This window comes from Brachybacterium sp. p3-SID1565 (genome assembly GCF_025143785.1).
Taxonomy (GTDB): domain Bacteria; phylum Actinomycetota; class Actinomycetes; order Actinomycetales; family Dermabacteraceae; genus Brachybacterium; species Brachybacterium epidermidis.
The window spans coordinates 13,773-30,677 of sequence record NZ_JAMBDS010000024.1 but is presented as its reverse complement, the minus strand read 5'-3'; the positions used below and the strand labels follow the sequence as shown (position 1 = coordinate 30,677).

Here is a 16,905-nt window from a genome sequence, read left to right as displayed (position 1 = left end):
GGCCCGGCGCGGGACTGAGCAGGCCCATCATCCGAGGTCAGCGGCGACCCCGGCGATGACCCCGGCCAGCTGCCGGGGTGCGCTCGCCATCGGCCAGTGCCCGCTGTCGAGATCCACGAAGCGCAGGTCCCGCACTGGCTCGAGCTCGGGCAGATCGCCGGCGGCCAGCCACTGACGGGCATCCTCGGGCGAGTACTCGGGGCACACCATCGCCACCGGCACCTCGTGTCGACGCGGGTCGGTGTAGTGCACGGGGGCGCGGGTGACGGACTCGGGCAAAGGGTGCATGCGGGCCTCGAGCCAGGCGCGGGCCCCGGCGTCGAGGTCGTCGCTGTCCGGCCCCGCGAATGCCTCCCAGCCGGGGAAGACGCTGACGCCGTCCGAGACCGGGGCGAAGCCCGCGTAGGCCTCTCCTTCGGGAGCGGGCATGCCGCCGATCATCACCACCGCGGCGACGTCGTCCACACGGCGGTCCGCCACCATCCAGGCGAGGGTGGAGGCCGCGGAGTGCCCCACTACCAGCACCCGGTCGTCGGCGGCGTCGATCGGGGCGAGGGCAGCCTCGAGCTGGTCGTCGAGGCCGGCGGCTGCCGCCGCGGGGGCCGCGCCGGGTGTGGCGGCACCCTGGCCGGGCAGGGTGAGGGGGAAGGGCCGGTGCAGGGCTTCGCGCAGCGGTCCCAGCACGGGCTCCCAGACGGAGCCGTCGAGCCACAGCCCGGGCAGCAGGATGATGTCCATGGAGGAAGTGTGCACCCCTTGACCAGCGGACGCCAGGGGCTCACGCTGGCTCCGCCGGCCCGACCAGTCGCGCCCATCCACCAGGAGCGGCCATGAACGAGGACGGTCCCCTCGCCACCGGCGTTCGCGATGCCGACGGCATGCGCGATTCCGGCGGGTGCGCTGTGCTCCTGACCGTCATCGGCGTGCGCGTGCCCGCAGTCAGCGCTTGCGCCGCGCGCGGAAGAAATCCCGCAGCAGGTCACCGCACTCCTGCCCTCGCACGCCCACGGTGACCTCGGCGCGGTGGTTCAGCCGGGGCTCGCGCAGCAGGTCGTAGAGGGATCCGGCGGCCCCGGCCTTCGGGTCCATCGCCCCGATGACCACGCGCTGGATACGGGCGAGCACGATCGCACCCGCACACATGGTGCACGGCTCGAGGGTGACCACGAGTGTGCAGCCGGTGAGGTTCCATCGCCCGGTCGCCCGGGCGGCCTCCCGCAGGGCCAGGATCTCGGCGTGAGCCGTCGGGTCCTCATCGGCCTCCCGGCGGTTGCCGGCTGCGGCCAGCACCTCACCGCCCGGTCCCAGCACGAGCGCGCCGATGGGGACGTCGGCGGGCTCGCGTGCGGCAGCGGCGCGGGCCTCGTCGATCGCCAGGCCCATCAGGTCGTCGTCGGTCACGGGCTCATTGTCCCGGTTCGTGGAGCGCACTGTCGCTGCTAACCCGCATCGCGCACAGCGACCAGGGCACTCACCAGATCCGTCGCAGTCCGCTGACCTGGTCGAACATGCGGTCCGAGCTGACCAGAGGGCATCCCCTGCGCAGCGCTTGAGACGCGAGCATGCGGTCGAACGGATCACGGTGCGCCCACGCCATGGTGCCTGCCAGGAGGGAGTCTGCACTGCTCACGGGAAGCTCTCGCGCCAACCACCGTTCGAGGTTGCGGACGTAGTCCAGGACGAGGTGCTCACCGCCGGGCAGCTTGCCAATGCGCACCTTCGTGGCCAGCTCCCACGCCGTTGCCGCGCTGACCAGGACGACGACATCGGGGTCGGCAAGAACCTCCGTGGCCGCGGAGGAGAGTCGCTCCGGCTGCGACAACCCCCAAATCAGCACATGGGTATCGACCAGCAGCTCCACTCACGCCTCCCACGCCGTGAGCTCATCCTCCGGCAGCTCGTCGAAGAAGCTCTCGGGGAGTGTGTAGGAGATGAACCCGAAGGGACGGGCCTCCAGATCAGAGCGCAGCGGTGCCAGGCGGGCGACCTGCCGGTCCCCCCGGGCGATCGTCACCTCGGCACCGCTCTCCACCTCCCGCAGCAGTGCAGACAGCTGCGTCTTCGCGTCCTGCACCTTCACCACGCGAGGGGCATCGTGATCTGCCGTGGCACCGGAACTCTCCGTTGCCCCCTTCTGCACTGCCCCACCCTGGACCCTCATCCTCCAAGGCTAAAAGCTCGAACCACCCTGGTCAACCGATCTGGTCAACTGCGGAATGCACACCCGCGGGAACTGGGCGACGAAGGGCGGTGCCCCACCGGACGCATCCGATGGGGCACCGCAGCAGGAAGGGCACAGCAGGTCAGGGGCGCATGCCCAACTCGAGCTCGTTCACGATCATTCCCACATGGGTGTAGTAGTTCAGCGCACCGAACAGCAGCAGGAACAGGCCCGCCGTTACAAGGAGAGCCACCACGAGCTTGGCCAGGCCCGGCACGACGGCCTGCTCGGTCGCAGCCGCGGCACGCGCGGCCTCGGCGTCGGACTCACGATCCGCAGCGCCGTCGGCGTCGGTCGCATGGGCACCGGCGGCGCGCTTGCCCGTGGAGGAGGCCTGGGTCACCACATGGGGGTAGCGGTGCGCATTGGCGTCGACCACGCCGTGCATGGCGAAGGGGAACAGCGCCGCGGCGATGCCGATGATCCCGTACAGGCCGGAGATGATCGCGGCCTCGAACCAGGGCCACTTGGCGAAGTAGCCGGAGATCGGCTCCCACTCGGGGGCGGCGAACAGGGTGTAGATGTTACCCACGAACAGGATGGCGATGCAGGCCAGGCCCATGCCCACGATGAACGGGGTGAGCGGGCGCAGTGTCTCGAAGAAGTCCCGCAGGGGGTTGGTGGAGGCGCGCAGCTCGTCGCGGCGGCGCCACAGGAAGAAGGCCAGTGCGGCCATCAGCAGGCCGAAGGCCAGGGCGGGCTCGCCGAAGATGATGTTGTCGAAGGGGAGCTCCTCCAGCGGCCACACCAGGGTCATGTGCAGGCCGGTGGTGATGAGCACGGCGGCCAGCACGCCGAAGCTGAGGGCCCAGCCGTCGTAGGCGACGGGGCGGAGGGCGCCGTCGGCCGCGGGCCTGCGCATGCCCAGCAGTTCCCGCAGGAAGAGGACCAGAGTGAGCAGGCCGGCGCCCGCGGCGATGGCCATGATGGTGTTGTAGATGATCACTCAATCAACATACCCGCGGCGGGTTCTCGGTAGGTCCGACGGTGGTGTCTGATCGCTCAACAGCGCGGCGCGAGACCCCGCCGTCTGCAGGAGCCCCGCACCGCCAGCGACCGTCGGTCCCGATCAGCTGCGGATCGAGCGGGTCAGCGCCGCTCCGGCACCGAGGATCATCAGCACGCCCAGGGCGATCACCCAGCCGACGTTGTGGACGAGCAGATCCGGAAGCACGGCCGCACCGTAGAAGGAGGCCGGGATCGCATCGGTCACGGGCCCCTCACCGAGCTGCAGCATGCCGGAGCGAACGGCATCGACGGCGGTGGCGGCCATGATCAGCGCGGCCAGCACGATCGTGGTCAGCAGACCGGCGGTGCGCAGGCCGTCGAAGGCGGGGGCAGGGCGGGCGCTCGGGGCGGTCTTCGTGGTGGGGGTGGTCATCGTCTTCCCTTCCTCTCAGGGGGCGTCGTTCGTCCGTACGGGAATCACTCTTCCGCGACTGCGGCCGTCCGGGCAGAGCGCTCTGTCACCACTGTCCCCTCACATATGTCACCGGTACCTCGGATCCGCTGCCGCTTGAGGACCCTCCGCGTCCTCGCATCCCCCAGGCCTCCGGTAGATTCGGGGCCATGCGCGTCCTCGAGATCGACCACCCGCTCGTCGCCCACAAACTGACGGTGCTGCGCGACCGCTCCACGCACTCCTCCGTGTTCCGCCAGCTCGCCGACGAACTGGTGACGCTGCTGGCCTACGAGGCCACCCGCAACGTGGCCGTGGCCCCGGTGCAGATCGAGACCCCGGTGACCGAGATGACCGGCACCAAGCTGTCCCGTCCCAAGCCCATGGTGGTGCCGATCCTGCGCGCGGGCCTGGGCATGCTGGACGGGCTCACCCGCCTGCTGCCCACCGCCGAGGTGGGCTTCCTGGGCATGGTGCGCAACGAGCAGACCCTCGAGGTCACCACCTACGCCAACCGCCTGCCCGAGGACCTCTCCGGCCGCCAGTGCTTCGTGCTGGACCCGATGCTGGCCACCGGCCACACCCTGATCGCCGCGTGCGAGTACATCCACGAGCGGGGCGCCCGGGACATCACGTGCGTGACCCTGCTGGCCGCCCCGGAGGGGCTGAAGGCCATGCAGGAAGCGGTGGATCCGTCCATCGACCTCACCATCGTCACCGCCGCGATCGACGAGAAGCTCAACGAGAAGGGCTACATCGTCCCCGGTCTGGGCGATGCAGGCGACCGCCTCTTCGGCGTGGTCGACTGACACCCCCGCTCGGACCCAGCCCCTGTCCCGCTCCGCGATCCTGCGCCGCGCCGCCGGCGGTGTCGCGCCGGGCGGGCGCCTGGTGCTGCGCCGCTGCAGCTGATCCGCCTGGGCTCCGATTCGCCCTGCCTCCGTTTCGCACCGTCTCCGTTTCACAGTGTGAACACTGTCTTGCCCTTCAAGCGTCCCGGGTGCATGATCGCCGCATGACATCGATCGCCGTTCGCGTCGAGGCCGCCATCCGGGTGGCCTCCGCCATGATGCGCTCGATGATGATGATGATGCAGATGATGCAGCGTCAGCCGAGCCTCTGAGCGCTCGAGACACCTCCGGGGTCGGCTGACAGGAGCCGGCCGGAAGGCGCGGGTTCCAGGTGCCACCGGGAGCACACCCCACAGATCCGCCACCGTGCGTCGATCACCGGGATCCCGGGTCCACCATCCGCCGCGCCCACCGCGCCGCACCCCGGAGAACTTGCATCATGACCATCGCACTGGACCGCACCACCTCTCACCCCCTGCCCACCCGTGGGGCGACCGCCTCCCACGACCTGCGCCTGTCGACCCCCTCTTCCCCGCGCACCGACCGCGGCGGCCGGCCCTCCCCGGCGCCCGCCCACGCCCGGGCCCTGCCCTCCGGCGAGAACGGCGTGACCATCACCGTCTCGGTCACCCTGCCCTCCGGCACCGGTGACGTCGAGGCCGCCCTGCTGGCCGACAACCTGCGCGCTCAGGCCACCCGCCTCACCTCGGCCCGCCGCGGGCTCACCACGGTGACGGTGACCAGCCCGCGCCCCTTCGTGGCCGCGCCCCGCAGCGAGAAGGCGCTGCCTCCCACTCGTCAGCAGGCCGCGATCAGCCCGCTGCGCCCCCGCCGCACCGGCACCGTCTCCCCCACCTCCCCGGCCCGTCGGGATGCGGAGAACGCACGCCGACGCGCCTTCGCGGCGACCGCCGTCAGCCCCTCGAGCCCCTCCGCCCCGGGGGACAGCGCCCTGGTGCTGGACCTGTACGGCAGGCGCGTGCGGATCGACGGCCAGGACGTGGACCTCACCTACAAGGAGTTCGAGCTGCTGGCCCACCTGGCGCGCAATGCCCGTCGCACCGTCTCCCGCGAGGAGCTCATGACCACCGTGTGGTCCGACGCCCCCGCCGAGACCGGTGAGCGCACCGTGGACGTGCACGTACGGCGGCTGCGCACCAAGCTGGGCCGCTACCGCAAGCTGGTCTCCACCGTGCGCGGTACCGGGTACCGCCTGGACCCGGGCAGCGACGTGGCCATCCTGGGCTGAGGCTCAGGAGCGCCCCTGCTCAGCGGCTCTCCTGCTCAGGGGCCGTCCTGGCCGTCCAGCAGCACCGCGCCCCCGACGCGCGCCAGGTCACGGCCGGTGATGAGGAAGCGGTGGTACTCCTCGGTGGGTACGAAGTCGAAGAGGCCGGTGCGCTCGCTGCCGTCCCGCAGGGTGATGCTCCACCGCCCGCGGGTGCCCCCGACGTTCATCACGGTGGCGCGCGATCCCTCGGGCAGGGCGTCCAGCGGGGTCTCCGCCGCACGCAGCAGGTCGATGCGGTCGATCTGCTGCCAGGGGATCGTGGGCCCGTCGGCCGCGGTGGCCCCGGTGTGGTCCAGGCGCAGGTGCGGGTCGCCTGATCGCAGCGCCTTCTGGCCGCGGCGGGGGCGGGACCACAGTGCCCGCGTCCCGGCGGCCAGGACCACGGCGGGGATCAGCAGAAGCAGGCCCCAGCGGGTGCCGAACCAGCCGATGTACAGCGCGGCGAAGGCGAAGAACGCGCCGATCAGCAGCAGGAGCAGCGCTGGTCCGCGGGACAGCCGACGCACGGCGTCGACCCGACCGGCCTCGGGGCTCAGGGAGACGTTCACCCCGCCATGGTCTCAGGCGCAGCCGCCTCGCCTCAGGCGCGGCGCATCCCCCTGGAACGGGACGAGCGGCCCGGAGCTCTGCGCCGACAGTGTCGGGGGCTCACGGACCGCTCGTCATGCCTGTCGTCCGTCAGGGGTGGGTGCGGGCGAACAGGCTGGACGGGCTGCCAAAGGTGGGGGGAACCTGGCGTAGTGCCCATCCGGCCGCTCCCCGTGAGGGGGGTCTCGAGAAGCGGCACATCTATGAAGTTGTCAGGTGCATGAAACCCGCGGTTTCAGGAGCACGACGGGGACACTATCAGGCCCACCGGGAAGTTTCCCCTTCAAACACTGTCTACCCCACCACACCTCTGGATCCGGCTCTCAAGCATGCGGTGCGCACCCGTTCCCCAGCCGCAGCCACAGATCGCGCGAGGATCGTGCGAGCACTGCGCACACGGTCGAGTCTAGACCGCAGGACCCCGGCTGTAAACGCTCACGGGACGATTGTTCCCGCAGGTAGAAGCGGGGCTGACGATCCTGCACCGGGGTCTCGAATGCGGCAAGGGATGGTCAATTCTCCGCCAAGCACGGCGCGCCTTCCCCACCGCGCCGCCACATCCCCCGGGTAGAGGTCAGCGGATGCGCCACCTCTCCGCTCACCGGCGGTGCCGTGGCTCACCAGCGCAGGGTGAGCGCGGTCGCGTCGTCGTGGATCTTGCGGGGACGCCGCGCGGGGTCGAGAGCACGCTCAGCGGCCCGCAGCTGCTCGAGCAGTTCCTCCGGCGCGGTGAGCAGGGTCTCGCTGAGAGAAGCGGGCGTGTGCAGGCCCAGCCGGTCGATCGCACGCGTGATGCCATCGCTGACCAGGTGCACGGCCCGCAGGTCCGCGAGGGGCACGCTGCCGGTCAGGGCCTCGTCGGCGGCCTCCGGCTCGTGCCGGGCCAGCCAGAAGCCGCCGGGGGCGTTGCGCATCGCCTCGACGGAGGGCGCCGAGTGGTCGGCGAGGACCAGGTGGTCGACCCGGTCGTCGGTGATGCGGCGCACGGTGCCGTCGCAGTGGTGCAGCAGCAGGGAGGAGTCGCACAGCACCAGGTGCTCGAGCCGGTCCTCACGCCGGCGCACGGCCACCACGGTGGCCGACGGCGACCCGGCGTCCAGATCACACTGGTCGGCGTGCAGGTCCCGCACCGCGGTGATGGCATCGGCGAGGGCCTCGCGCAGGGTGCGTGCGGGATCGCAGGCGCGCAGCAGCAGGTGAGCGGCCAGGGTGTGGGAGTACCAGGCCACCGAGTGGTGACAGCCGGCACGGAACCGCTGCGGGACCCCGGCCCCGTCGAGCACCACGGCGACCTCGCCCAGCACACCGGCGGCGTCCTCGTCGGCGCCCGGGAGGGCCTCGTCGGTGAGCAGATGAGCGCGCACGCTGCCACTGTAGGTGCACGAATGCCGCAGGTCGACCGTAGAGTGGTGCGGTCACCGAGCACACCGCATCGGGGACGGATCCGGGCCCACGCGGGCCGCAGTCGTGGAAGGGACCGATCGATGATCGCGCAGGCGCGCATCACCTCCGACACCCGTGCGAGCGTGCACCTCGACAACGAGGTGGTGGAGGTCGAGGGAGCCGATCTGTCCGAGCTGCGGGCGAACGTGAAGCAGGTGTTCATCACCGCCTCGCAGATCGAGGACTCCGCCCTGGACGTGGTGATCCTCGAGCCCGGGGCGCGTCACTTCCTGCGGGTGGAGCCCAACGGGCAGATCTCCCCGCGCGAGGCGGGCCCTGAGGACGAGGACCTGCCTCCGCTCCCCACCGGCGAGCGCCCCTCCTCCTCCCTGCAGCCCTCCGGGGGCGCGGCCGCCACGCCCTCCGGTCGGCCCGGTGACCCCACGGCCTCCCCCTGGGACGCCCCGTCCTCGGCGCCCACGTACACCGGGGAACTGCCGGTGGCACGCACGCATCGCGCGGGCCGCCGTCGTGCGCACGGCGCCCACGCCTCGGCGCACTCCGCAGCGTCGGTCGCCTCCGCGCCGTCCGCGAGCTCGGCGACCTCCGCGGTCTCGGCCGCCTCCGCCGCGCCCGCGCCGAGCTCCACCCCGGGCTCGCCCCCGTCGGCTCCGCCGGCTACTTCCGCGCCGTCGAGCGCCGGGGAGACGTGGCGTGCCCGCACGGCCGACGACGATGCCGCCGAGGCCGGAACGGCCGGGCCCCGCACGAGTGAGCCGGTGCGGCAGCGACCCGACGACGACGGCCGCCCCACCCTGAAGGACCTGCAGGCCACCACGGCCCGCAAGCCCAAGGCGAAGGCCGCCAAGGGCTGGCAGGGCTTCCTCACCCGCGCCACCGGCGGCGTGATCTCCCCGCGCCCCGGCAGGCGTGAGCAGTACGAGATCGACCGCCTGGAGCGGATCCGCCGCCCCCTGGACGGCCCGCGCAACATCGTGGTGGTGAACCTCAAGGGCGGCGCCCACAAGACCACCGCCTCACTGATGATCGCGGCCACGCTGGGCGTGACCCGCGGCGGCAACGTGCTGGCATGGGACAACAACGAGACCCGCGGCACCCTGGGCTGGCGGGGCATCCCCACCGATCACACCCGCACCGCCGTGGACCTGCTGCACGACCTTGACCGCATGAAGGCCCCGCAGGCCAGCGCCGCGGACCTGGATCCGTTCATGCGGCCGCAGGGAGCGATGCGCTTCGACATCCTGGCCTCCGACGAGGACCCGGGATCGGCCGCCTCGATCGACGCTGAGGCGTTCACCGAGCTGAACGACACCCTCTCCCGCTTCTACCGGATCAAGGTGATCGACACCGGCAACAACGTGCGGGCGTCGAACTGGATGGCTGCGGTGCGCAGCGCCGACCAGCTGGTGATCATCTCCACCGTGCGCGAGGACACCTTCAACGCCGCCGCCTGGATGATCGACGAGCTGCGGGCCACCGGCCTGCAGACGCAGGTGGAGCACGCCGTGACGATCCTCTCCCACTCCTCGAAGGGGAAGTTCGACCCGGTGCTGCGCACCCGCCTGATGAACCACTTCGGTGCGCACACCCGCGCGGTCACCGAGGTGCCCTACGAGCACCAGTTCGTGGACGGCTCCCACCTGGACTGGAACCGTGTCTCCTCCGCCACCAAGGAGGCATGGCTGGACGCCACCGCCCTGATCATCGACGGCATGTGAGCACCTGCGGAGCGCTGCACGTGTGCGGCCATGCCGCGCGTCGTCCACAGCGACGGCGGCAGGCCGCCCGATGTCGGTGCCGCGATCTAGTCTGAGCAGATGCCCACCCGCCGCCTGCACCTCGTCGTCGACGACGACCTCGGCCCCGCGCTGTGGGTACGGGAGCAGGTCGCTCCGGGGCGCTCGCGCGCGCTCAGCGAGCTCGCACCCGTGCACGCACACTCCCCGCACGCTCTCGCCGAGGTGCTCGCGGCGGCCCCGGCCACACTGCGGCACCGGGTGCGGATCCCCGGGGCCCCCGGCACCCCTGATCGCCGCGTCCCGGCCCTGCCCCTGGACGGGCCGGCGCTGATCGACCTGGTCGCGGCAGTGAGGGAGGGCTTGGGCGAGCGCTTCGGCGCCGATGCCGTCGAACAGCTGTCACAGCTGGTCACCGAGGGTGCGGCGGTGCGGCTGGCCTCCGAGGGCCCGGCCTCCGAGCTCACCGTGATGCCGGATCTGCTGGCCGCGACAGTGCTGGACGTCGAGGCGCGCGCGCTGGTGGCGGCGCGGGACCTGCGGGTCGATGTGCAGTGGCATCACGGGCGGGCGCTGCTGCGGTGGCAGGCTCCCACCGAGCGTCGCCCGAGTCTGCTGCACGCCCTGGTCGACGCCCATGCCCGGCAGGCCTTCGCCGCGCACCTCGCGCAGTGCTCCCCCACCCCTGCAGCCCCCGGCGCGGACCGGTACGGCGTGCTGGCAGCGCTGGCCGGGGAGACGGAGCTGGAGGCCGAGGTGCCCGAGCAGCGAGCGATCGTGAGGGCGTTCGCGGCGTACCGCGACTCGGGCCGCATAGGGGTGCAGCTGACCTCCACCGACAGCGAGCTGGTGGTGCGCCTGCACGAACCCCCGGTGGGCACGGCCTGGCCGCTGCAGACGTGCCTGCGGCAGAGCGACGGCACCGTGCTCCCGGTGGCCGATCTGCGCGCGGTGGGCGACGTGACCGCGGCGGGGGCGGCGGAGGCCACCGCCGAGGTGATGCGCCTGGCTCCCACGGTGCGGCAGGCCGCGATGGACGACACCGGCGTGGACTGGCTGCTGACCACCGCCGAGGCCGGCACGTTCCTGGCCCACGACGCCCCGGGGCTGGAGCAGGCGGGTGTGACGGTGCTGCTGCCGCGCGACTGGACCAAGCAGGCGGCCACCCTGCGGCCCCAGGTCACCGAGGAGCCCGCCGGGGAGCGCGAGTCCTCCGTGGGACTGGGACAGGTGACCCAGTTCCGCTGGCGGATGGCCGTGGGCGAGACGGACCTGACCGACGAGGAGATGGCCGAGATCCTGGCCGCACAGTCGGAGCTGGTGCAGCTGCGCGGCCGGTGGGTGCGGCTGGATGCGACCACCCTGCGCGCCGCAGAACGGTTCCTGGACGAGTTCACCGATCGCGCCAAGCGCTTCCGGCGCCTGGCGGCCGAGCGGGCGGCTCGCCTCGCGGGCCTTCCGGAGCAGGAGGGGGGCGCGGCCGCCGAGGACCCCGGCGCCCCCGGCGCACCCGCGTCCGGGAAGGCCGGTGCGTCGGCCGCTGACGATCACCCGATGCCGGTGCTCACGTCCCTGTTCCCGGTGCCGGACACGGTGCCCGGATCACTGAGCGGGGTGCTGCCGTGGGCCGAACTGTTCTCCCTGGTGCTGTCCCCGCACGCCGCGGAGCTGCACCTGGGGGCAGCGGCTCTGCAGGATGCCGACAGGGCCGGCATCGCGCGCCTGCTGCCCGGCGGGCCCGGACCCCGCACCCTCCCGCAGCCGGCGACTCTGCAGGCCACCCTGCGGCCCTACCAGCAGGCGGGACTGGACTGGATGTGGGAGCTGAACCAGCTGGGGCTGGGCGGGATCCTCGCCGATGACATGGGGCTGGGCAAGACCATGCAGGTCCTCGCCCTGCTGTGCCGCGAGCGAGAGCAGGAGCCGGGCCGCAGCGGGCGCACGAGCCGCGGTGAGGTCTGCCCCGTCGGCCCCACCCTGCTGGTGTGCCCGATGTCGGTGGTGGGCGCCTGGCAGCGGGAGGCGCGGGCCTTCGCCCCCCACCTGGCGGTGCACGTCCACCACGGCGGGGATCGCGTCCGCGATGAGTCCTTCGCCGCCGGCGCGGCCGACATGGACCTGGTGATCACCACCTACGCCCTGCTGGCGAGGGACCTGCCCGTGCTGCAGCGGGTGGACTGGCATCGCGTGGTGTACGACGAGGCGCAGCACCTGAAGAACGCCCACACGCAGGTGAGCCGGGCGGCACGGAGGCTGCGGCCCCCGCACCGCCTGGCCCTGACCGGCACCCCGGTGGAGAACCGTCTGGAGGACCTCCACTCGTTGATGGAGGTGGTGGAGCCGGGACTGCTGGGCAAGGCCGCCGATTTCAGCGAGCACGTGGCCTCCCCGATCTCCAAGGAGGCCGATCCCGGGGCGCTGGCCCGGCTGAAGCTGGTGACCTCCCCGTTCGTGCTGCGCCGCGTGAAGACGGACCGGGCGATCATCGCGGACCTACCGGAGAAGCGGGAGCTGACCCGCACCGTCACCCTCACCCCCGAGCAGGCGGGCCTGTACCAGGCACTGGTGGAGGATCTGAAGGACCAGCTGGACACCGCCACCCAGAAGCAGCGGCGCTCGGTGGTGGTCTCGACCCTGACCCGGCTGAAGCAGGTGTGCAACCATCCCGCGCACTACCTGGGGGACGGCTCCCCGATGCTGCGGGAGGGGCACCACCGCTCCGGGAAGCTCGAGCTGGTGGACGACCTGCTGGAGACGGCCTTCGCCGACGGCGAGAAGGTGCTGCTGTTCACGCAGTTCACCACCTTCGGACACCTGCTGGTGCCGTACTGGACCGAGCGCTTCGGGCTGCCGGTGCCTTTCCTGCACGGCGGGGTGGCGAAGAAGGACCGCGACCAGATGGTGGCACAGTTCCAGGCGCAGCGGGACCAGCCCGGGCTGATGCTGCTGAGCCTGCGCGCCGGTGGCACGGGCCTGACCCTCACTGCCGCCAACCACGTCGTGCACCTGGACCGCTGGTGGAACCCGGCGGTGGAGAACCAGGCCACCGACCGGGCGTTCCGCATCGGGCAGCGGCGGGACGTGCAGGTGCACAAGCTGGTCAGCGCAGGCACCATCGAGGAGCGCATCGACACCGTGCTGCTGGACAAGCAGTCCCTGGCCGATCTCACCATCGCCCCCGGTGAGGACTGGCTCGCCCAGCTGGACGACGACTCCCTGCTGGAGCTGCTGTCGCTGTCGGAGGAGGAGAAGGGCGGTGGTCCGGAATGAACATCCAGCTGCGGTCCCGGCGCGGGCCGATCGGCAAGGGCTGGCACGCGGTCGCCCTGCGCAATGCCATGGAGACCATCCTCGGGGTGGGCAGGGCCTCGGGCGGCCGGGCGGATGCCCGCTCGGGCCGCGTGGCCTGGATCGATGTCACCACCGGCACTGCCCGCGGCGCGGTGCAGGACTCCGACGGGGAGCTGTACCGCCCGCAGCTGGACCTGCCGGCGTTCTCCGCTGCGGACACAGAGGCGTTCCTGGTCGTGGCCCGCGCCCACCCCGGGCTGCCGGCCACCATGGCCGCCGGGGAGTACCCGCAGCTGGTGGAGAAGGAGCTGTCCGCGCACGAGGTGTCCCTGCTGCCGCGCGGCCCCTCCGAGCTGTCCCACGACTGCTCCTGCCTGGACTGGCCCGGGCCCTGCCGTCACGTCGCGGCGCTGGCGTACGTGCTGGTCGAGGCGGTGGACGAGAAGCCGCTGCTGCTGCTCACCCTGCGCGGACTGCGCATCGAGGACCTGGTGGCCCCCGTGAGCACGGGTCCGGTCCCGGCTGACGACGCATCGGCACCGGAACCCGACGGGCCCGGCTCGGGCGGCGCCGCTGCCCCCGACGGTTCGGGCGACGCCGCCGCTTCCGGCGGCTCGGGCGACGCCGCTGCCCCCGACGGCTCCGACGCAGGTTCTGCCCGCCGCTCCCCCGGCTTCGACCCCCGACGGGCGGATCCCGCCCTGGTGGCCGAGGTGATGGGCGAGCACGTCGCCGCGGTGATCGCAGCGTTCTACCGGGACGGATCACCGGGGAACGTCGACAACCATCCGGACGGCCGCGCGTAGTTCCCGAGAAAGCAGTCGTCGACCGCGCACTGGCGGCGGTCGTCGTTTCCTGCGGGCGGCACCCTCCCCGTCGGCTCGCAGCCCACGGCTGTGCTGTGCACCCGCCGCCACGCCGCGACTGCGGCCATGCCGGCTCCCTGGTCCACCCGATACGGTAACAGGCATGCAGCACACAGCACCCGGCCCCGCCGCTCCCGCCCCCGCCGTTCCCCAGCAGGCCATCGACGAGATCGCCGCACTGTACGAGAAGACCATCACCGACCATCAGATCGCCGGCGTGACCTGGGCGATCGTCGGGGGTCACGGTCACGACGAGGCGGTGCTGGCACACGGTGCGGCCGGGCACCGCGAGCTGGAGGACGGCGAGCCCACCCCGGGCTCCACACCGATGGGGCGCGGCAGCATCTCCCGCATCGCCTCGCTGACCAAGTCCTTCACCGCCGCGACCATCCTGGCGCTGCGCGACGAGGGCAGGCTGCGCCTGGACGATCCCGTCGAGCAGCACCTGCCGGAGGCCGCCGGCGCCTTCGATTCCCCCGCCGATGCCCGCCCCGTCACCCTGCGCGACCTGCTGTCGATGAACTCCGGCCTGGTCACCGACAACCCGTGGGGTGACCGCCAGGAGTCGATGACCCGCGAGGCCTTCGCCCAGCTGCTGCAGGGCGGCCTGGGCCGCTCGAACACCCCCGGCACCCGCTACGAGTACTCCAACACCGGCTTCGCGATGCTGGGCCGGGTGATCGACGAGATCACCGGTCGGGACTACACCGTCGAGATCCACGAGCGCTTCCTGGACCCGCTGGGCATGGTGGACACCGCCTTCGAGACCTCCGGCCTGGACCTCGCGCGCCTGGCCACGGGCCACCGCCTCAACGAGCGCAGCGACGCCACGCGCTTCGAGGCGGTGCCCTTCGACCAGCCCGGTGTGTACGGGGCGATGGCGGGCCTGTACTCCACCGTGGACGACATCGCCACCTGGGTGCGGTTCCTCGCCGCGGCCGATGCTCCTGATGCCGCGGGCCGCTCCCAGGACCTGCTGTCCACCGGATCACGGCGCGAGATGCAGCAGATCCACCGTCACCATGTGCTGCCGCCCCTGCCCGCAGGCACGGACGGCACCTCCCCCGGATTCGACCGCATCCGCGGCTACGGCTACGGCCTGGCGGTGGACGTGCTGCCGGACCTCGGGGAGCTGGTCTCCCACTCCGGTGGATACCCGGGGTACGGGGCGTTCATGCAGTGGCACCGCGACTCCGGTGTAGGTGTGGTGGCGCTGGCCAACAGCAAGTACGCACCGCTGGGAGTGCTGTCGGTGCAGGCACTGCAGATCCTCGCGAAGCACGAGCCGCGGCTGCTGGCCGACCGCATCCCCACCCCGGCCCCGCGCACCCTGCAGGCTGCCGGTGCGGCCCTGGACTGGCTGCGAGGAGCGGGCGACGCGCTGGCCGACACCTGGTTCGCCGACAACATGGACCTGGACATCCCCCGCGCCGAGCGGCGACGCCGCCTGGAGCAGGCCCTCGAGCAGGCGGGCCTGGAGCTGGGCGCGCTGGGCTCCCTCACCCCCGAGGGCGCCGTGCCTCTCAGCCAGACCCACCTGCGCTGGACCGTTCCCGGCGCGCAGCAGGAGGAGGAGTCGTCCGAGCCCACCCAGGCTCCGCGTCGGCCGGGCGCTCCTGGCGACCAGGCCAAGCACGGATCAGCGGACGGTGCACGTGACGGTGGGGACGGGGCGAAGGATCTGCGGATCGACCTGCAGATGGACCCGCGGCGCGAGGCCCTGGTCCAGGGACTGGACACCGTGGCGGTGCCGCGCGCCTGAGGGCTGGTCCTCAGCCGAAGGCGGGGCCGTCGGCGGTGGGCGCGCAGGAGAGGTAGTGGCCGTCCTCGGTCAGCCCGATCACGCCCACGTCCTCCGGGACGCATTCCTGGCCCACGGTGACCAGGGCGTACGCCGAGTCGATGCTGCTGGTGGCCCCGGCGCTGCCGGAGCTGTCGAAGATCATCACCAGCACCACCGCCACGATGATCCCCAGGACCACTGCGGCGATCGCCCCCAGCGCCACCGCCATCAACGTGCTGCGGTTGCGGCCGGCATCGGGTCCGGTGCCGGTGAGCGTGCTGGTGATGGTGCCGGTGATGCCCTGGGAGCGGGTGCCCTGCTGCGTGCTCGTGCGGGTGCCGGCAGCAGTGTGGGTGCCCACGCGCGAGGAGCCCTGCGGGCCGTGGCCGCCCGGCGCGCTGCCCTTCGGCCCGCCGCCGTGACCACCGGTGGCGCGCCCGCCGGGACCGCCCGTCTGACCACCGGCCCACTGCGGGCCCGTCTGCGGGGAGGCGGATCCGGCGGAGAACCCCTGCTGGACGCGCCCTGCGCGGATCGCCTCCATCGAGGAGGCGGAGACCCCGGGAGCGGGGCGCTCAGGCCTGCGCGCACCCGGAGCGTTCGGGGGCAGCGGCGGCAGCGTGTCGGTGAACTCCAGCGGGGTGCCGTCGGCCAGGGTGAGGGGGTAGCCCCGCGGTACGCGGGGCAGATCCCGGCGCACGCTCTGGGCGTCCTGGTAGCGCTCCTCGGGCTGGGCCGCGAGCAACTTGCGGATCACGGCCGACAGCTTCGGTGTGACTCCGCGCAGGTACTGGTTCAGCTCATCGGGCCGGAAGGCGCCGTCGTGCAGCTTGATGGGGCCGTTCAGCGCCACCAGCGCCACCACGCCCGCGGCGTACAGGTCGTGGGAGGGCGTGGGCTCGGCCATCGCGAACAGCTCCGGGGCCATGTAGCCGGGGGTCCCGTTGACCATGCCCACGTGGGTGAAGCGCACATCGGTCTCGTGCACGGCGATGCCGAAGTCGGCCAGGCGCGAATGCGGCCAGGCGCGGCCTCTGGGTTCGAACATGATGTTGGCGGGCTTGACGTCGCGATGGATCCAGCCCTCGGAGTGGATGTGGGCCAGGCCGTCCAGCAGCTGCTCCAGCACCACCACCACGGCGGGCTCGGCGAGCTTGCCCTGCTTCTTGACCACCGACTCGAGGGTGCCGCCGGAGACCAGCGGCATCGCGATCACCACGTGCTCGTCCTCGGCACCCCAGCCGTAGGGGGTCAGCAGGTGGGGGTGGTCGAAGCTGACGCCCTTCTCCCGCACGAACCGCATGAGGTCCGCGGAGTCGCGCTGGCGCAGCACCTTGGCCGCGCAGATCTCCTGCGTCTTCTGATCCCAGGCACGCCAGACGGACCCGGATCCCCCCTTGGCGATCAGGTCTATCAGCGCGAAGCGCCCGACGATCACGTCTGCCATAGCCCGGCCAGCATATCCGCGATGGGGA

15 protein-coding genes are annotated in these 16,905 nt (G+C 72.2%); 6 read left to right on the top strand and 9 right to left on the bottom strand.

Going from position 1 to position 16,905, the window contains the following annotated elements:
- Nucleotides 1-27: 27 nt before the first annotated feature.
- The 6 genes from M4D54_RS07520 to M4D54_RS07495 form a co-directional block, all read right to left on the bottom strand.
- Nucleotides 28-738, bottom strand: a complete 711-nt coding sequence (locus M4D54_RS07520) for an alpha/beta fold hydrolase (RefSeq protein WP_259890863.1) — start codon at nt 736-738, stop codon at nt 28-30.
- A gap of 201 nt (nt 739-939) precedes the next feature.
- Nucleotides 940-1,401 (bottom strand): nucleoside deaminase, encoded by a 462-nt coding sequence (locus M4D54_RS07515; protein ID WP_348981910.1) that lies wholly within the window; start codon nt 1,399-1,401, stop codon nt 940-942.
- A gap of 70 nt (nt 1,402-1,471) precedes the next feature.
- Complete coding sequence (locus M4D54_RS07510) at nt 1,472-1,861, bottom strand: type II toxin-antitoxin system VapC family toxin (protein WP_193865677.1); 390 nt, start codon at nt 1,859-1,861, stop codon at nt 1,472-1,474.
- A complete protein-coding gene (locus tag M4D54_RS07505) occupies nt 1,862-2,161 on the bottom strand; it encodes a type II toxin-antitoxin system Phd/YefM family antitoxin (protein ID WP_193865678.1) in 300 nt (99 codons plus the stop codon). It lies immediately after the preceding gene.
- 142 nt (nt 2,162-2,303) lie between these two features.
- Nucleotides 2,304-3,167: a DUF981 domain-containing protein gene (locus M4D54_RS07500; protein ID WP_259789960.1), complete on the bottom strand. Its 864-nt coding sequence runs from the start codon at nt 3,165-3,167 to the stop codon at nt 2,304-2,306.
- Nucleotides 3,168-3,290: 123 nt separating this feature from the next.
- Nucleotides 3,291-3,602, bottom strand: coding sequence for a hypothetical protein (locus tag M4D54_RS07495; protein ID WP_193865680.1), 312 nt, complete (start codon nt 3,600-3,602; stop codon nt 3,291-3,293).
- A 188-nt stretch (nt 3,603-3,790) separates the two neighbouring features.
- On the opposite strand from M4D54_RS07495, the gene upp reads away from it, so the two are divergent.
- Together upp and M4D54_RS07485 are read left to right on the top strand one after the other, a co-directional pair.
- Nucleotides 3,791-4,429 (top strand): uracil phosphoribosyltransferase, encoded by a 639-nt coding sequence (upp, locus tag M4D54_RS07490; RefSeq protein ID WP_193865681.1) that lies wholly within the window; start codon nt 3,791-3,793, stop codon nt 4,427-4,429.
- A 481-nt stretch (nt 4,430-4,910) separates the two neighbouring features.
- A complete protein-coding gene (locus tag M4D54_RS07485; RefSeq protein WP_259789962.1) occupies nt 4,911-5,720 on the top strand; it encodes a winged helix-turn-helix domain-containing protein in 810 nt (269 codons plus the stop codon).
- Nucleotides 5,721-5,755: 35 nt separating this feature from the next.
- On the opposite strand, the gene M4D54_RS07480 is transcribed toward M4D54_RS07485, so the two are convergent.
- Nucleotides 5,756-6,310 (bottom strand): hypothetical protein, encoded by a 555-nt coding sequence (locus M4D54_RS07480; protein ID WP_193865682.1) that lies wholly within the window; start codon nt 6,308-6,310, stop codon nt 5,756-5,758.
- Nucleotides 6,311-6,967: 657 nt separating this feature from the next.
- Nucleotides 6,968-7,714 (bottom strand): protein phosphatase 2C domain-containing protein, encoded by a 747-nt coding sequence (locus M4D54_RS07475; RefSeq protein ID WP_259890862.1) that lies wholly within the window; start codon nt 7,712-7,714, stop codon nt 6,968-6,970.
- A gap of 120 nt (nt 7,715-7,834) precedes the next feature.
- Between M4D54_RS07475 and M4D54_RS07470 the strand changes: the two genes are divergently transcribed.
- The 4 genes from M4D54_RS07470 (at nt 7,835) to M4D54_RS07455 (ending at nt 15,409) form a co-directional block, all read left to right on the top strand.
- Nucleotides 7,835-9,472 (top strand): chromosome partitioning protein, encoded by a 1,638-nt coding sequence (locus M4D54_RS07470; RefSeq protein ID WP_259890861.1) that lies wholly within the window; start codon nt 7,835-7,837, stop codon nt 9,470-9,472.
- A gap of 99 nt (nt 9,473-9,571) precedes the next feature.
- Nucleotides 9,572-12,760 (top strand): DEAD/DEAH box helicase, encoded by a 3,189-nt coding sequence (locus M4D54_RS07465; RefSeq protein ID WP_259890860.1) that lies wholly within the window; start codon nt 9,572-9,574, stop codon nt 12,758-12,760.
- A complete protein-coding gene (locus tag M4D54_RS07460) occupies nt 12,757-13,587 on the top strand; it encodes an SWIM zinc finger family protein (RefSeq protein ID WP_259890859.1) in 831 nt (276 codons plus the stop codon). The genes M4D54_RS07465 and M4D54_RS07460 overlap by 4 nt, the downstream gene beginning before the upstream one ends.
- A 163-nt stretch (nt 13,588-13,750) precedes the next feature.
- Complete coding sequence (locus M4D54_RS07455) at nt 13,751-15,409, top strand: serine hydrolase (protein WP_259890855.1); 1,659 nt, start codon at nt 13,751-13,753, stop codon at nt 15,407-15,409.
- A 10-nt stretch (nt 15,410-15,419) separates the two neighbouring features.
- On the opposite strand, the gene M4D54_RS07450 is transcribed toward M4D54_RS07455, so the two are convergent.
- On the bottom strand, nt 15,420-16,877 hold the full coding sequence (locus M4D54_RS07450; RefSeq protein ID WP_259890854.1) for a serine/threonine-protein kinase: 1,458 nt from the start codon (nt 16,875-16,877) through the stop codon (nt 15,420-15,422).
- Nucleotides 16,878-16,905 lie beyond the last annotated feature (28 nt).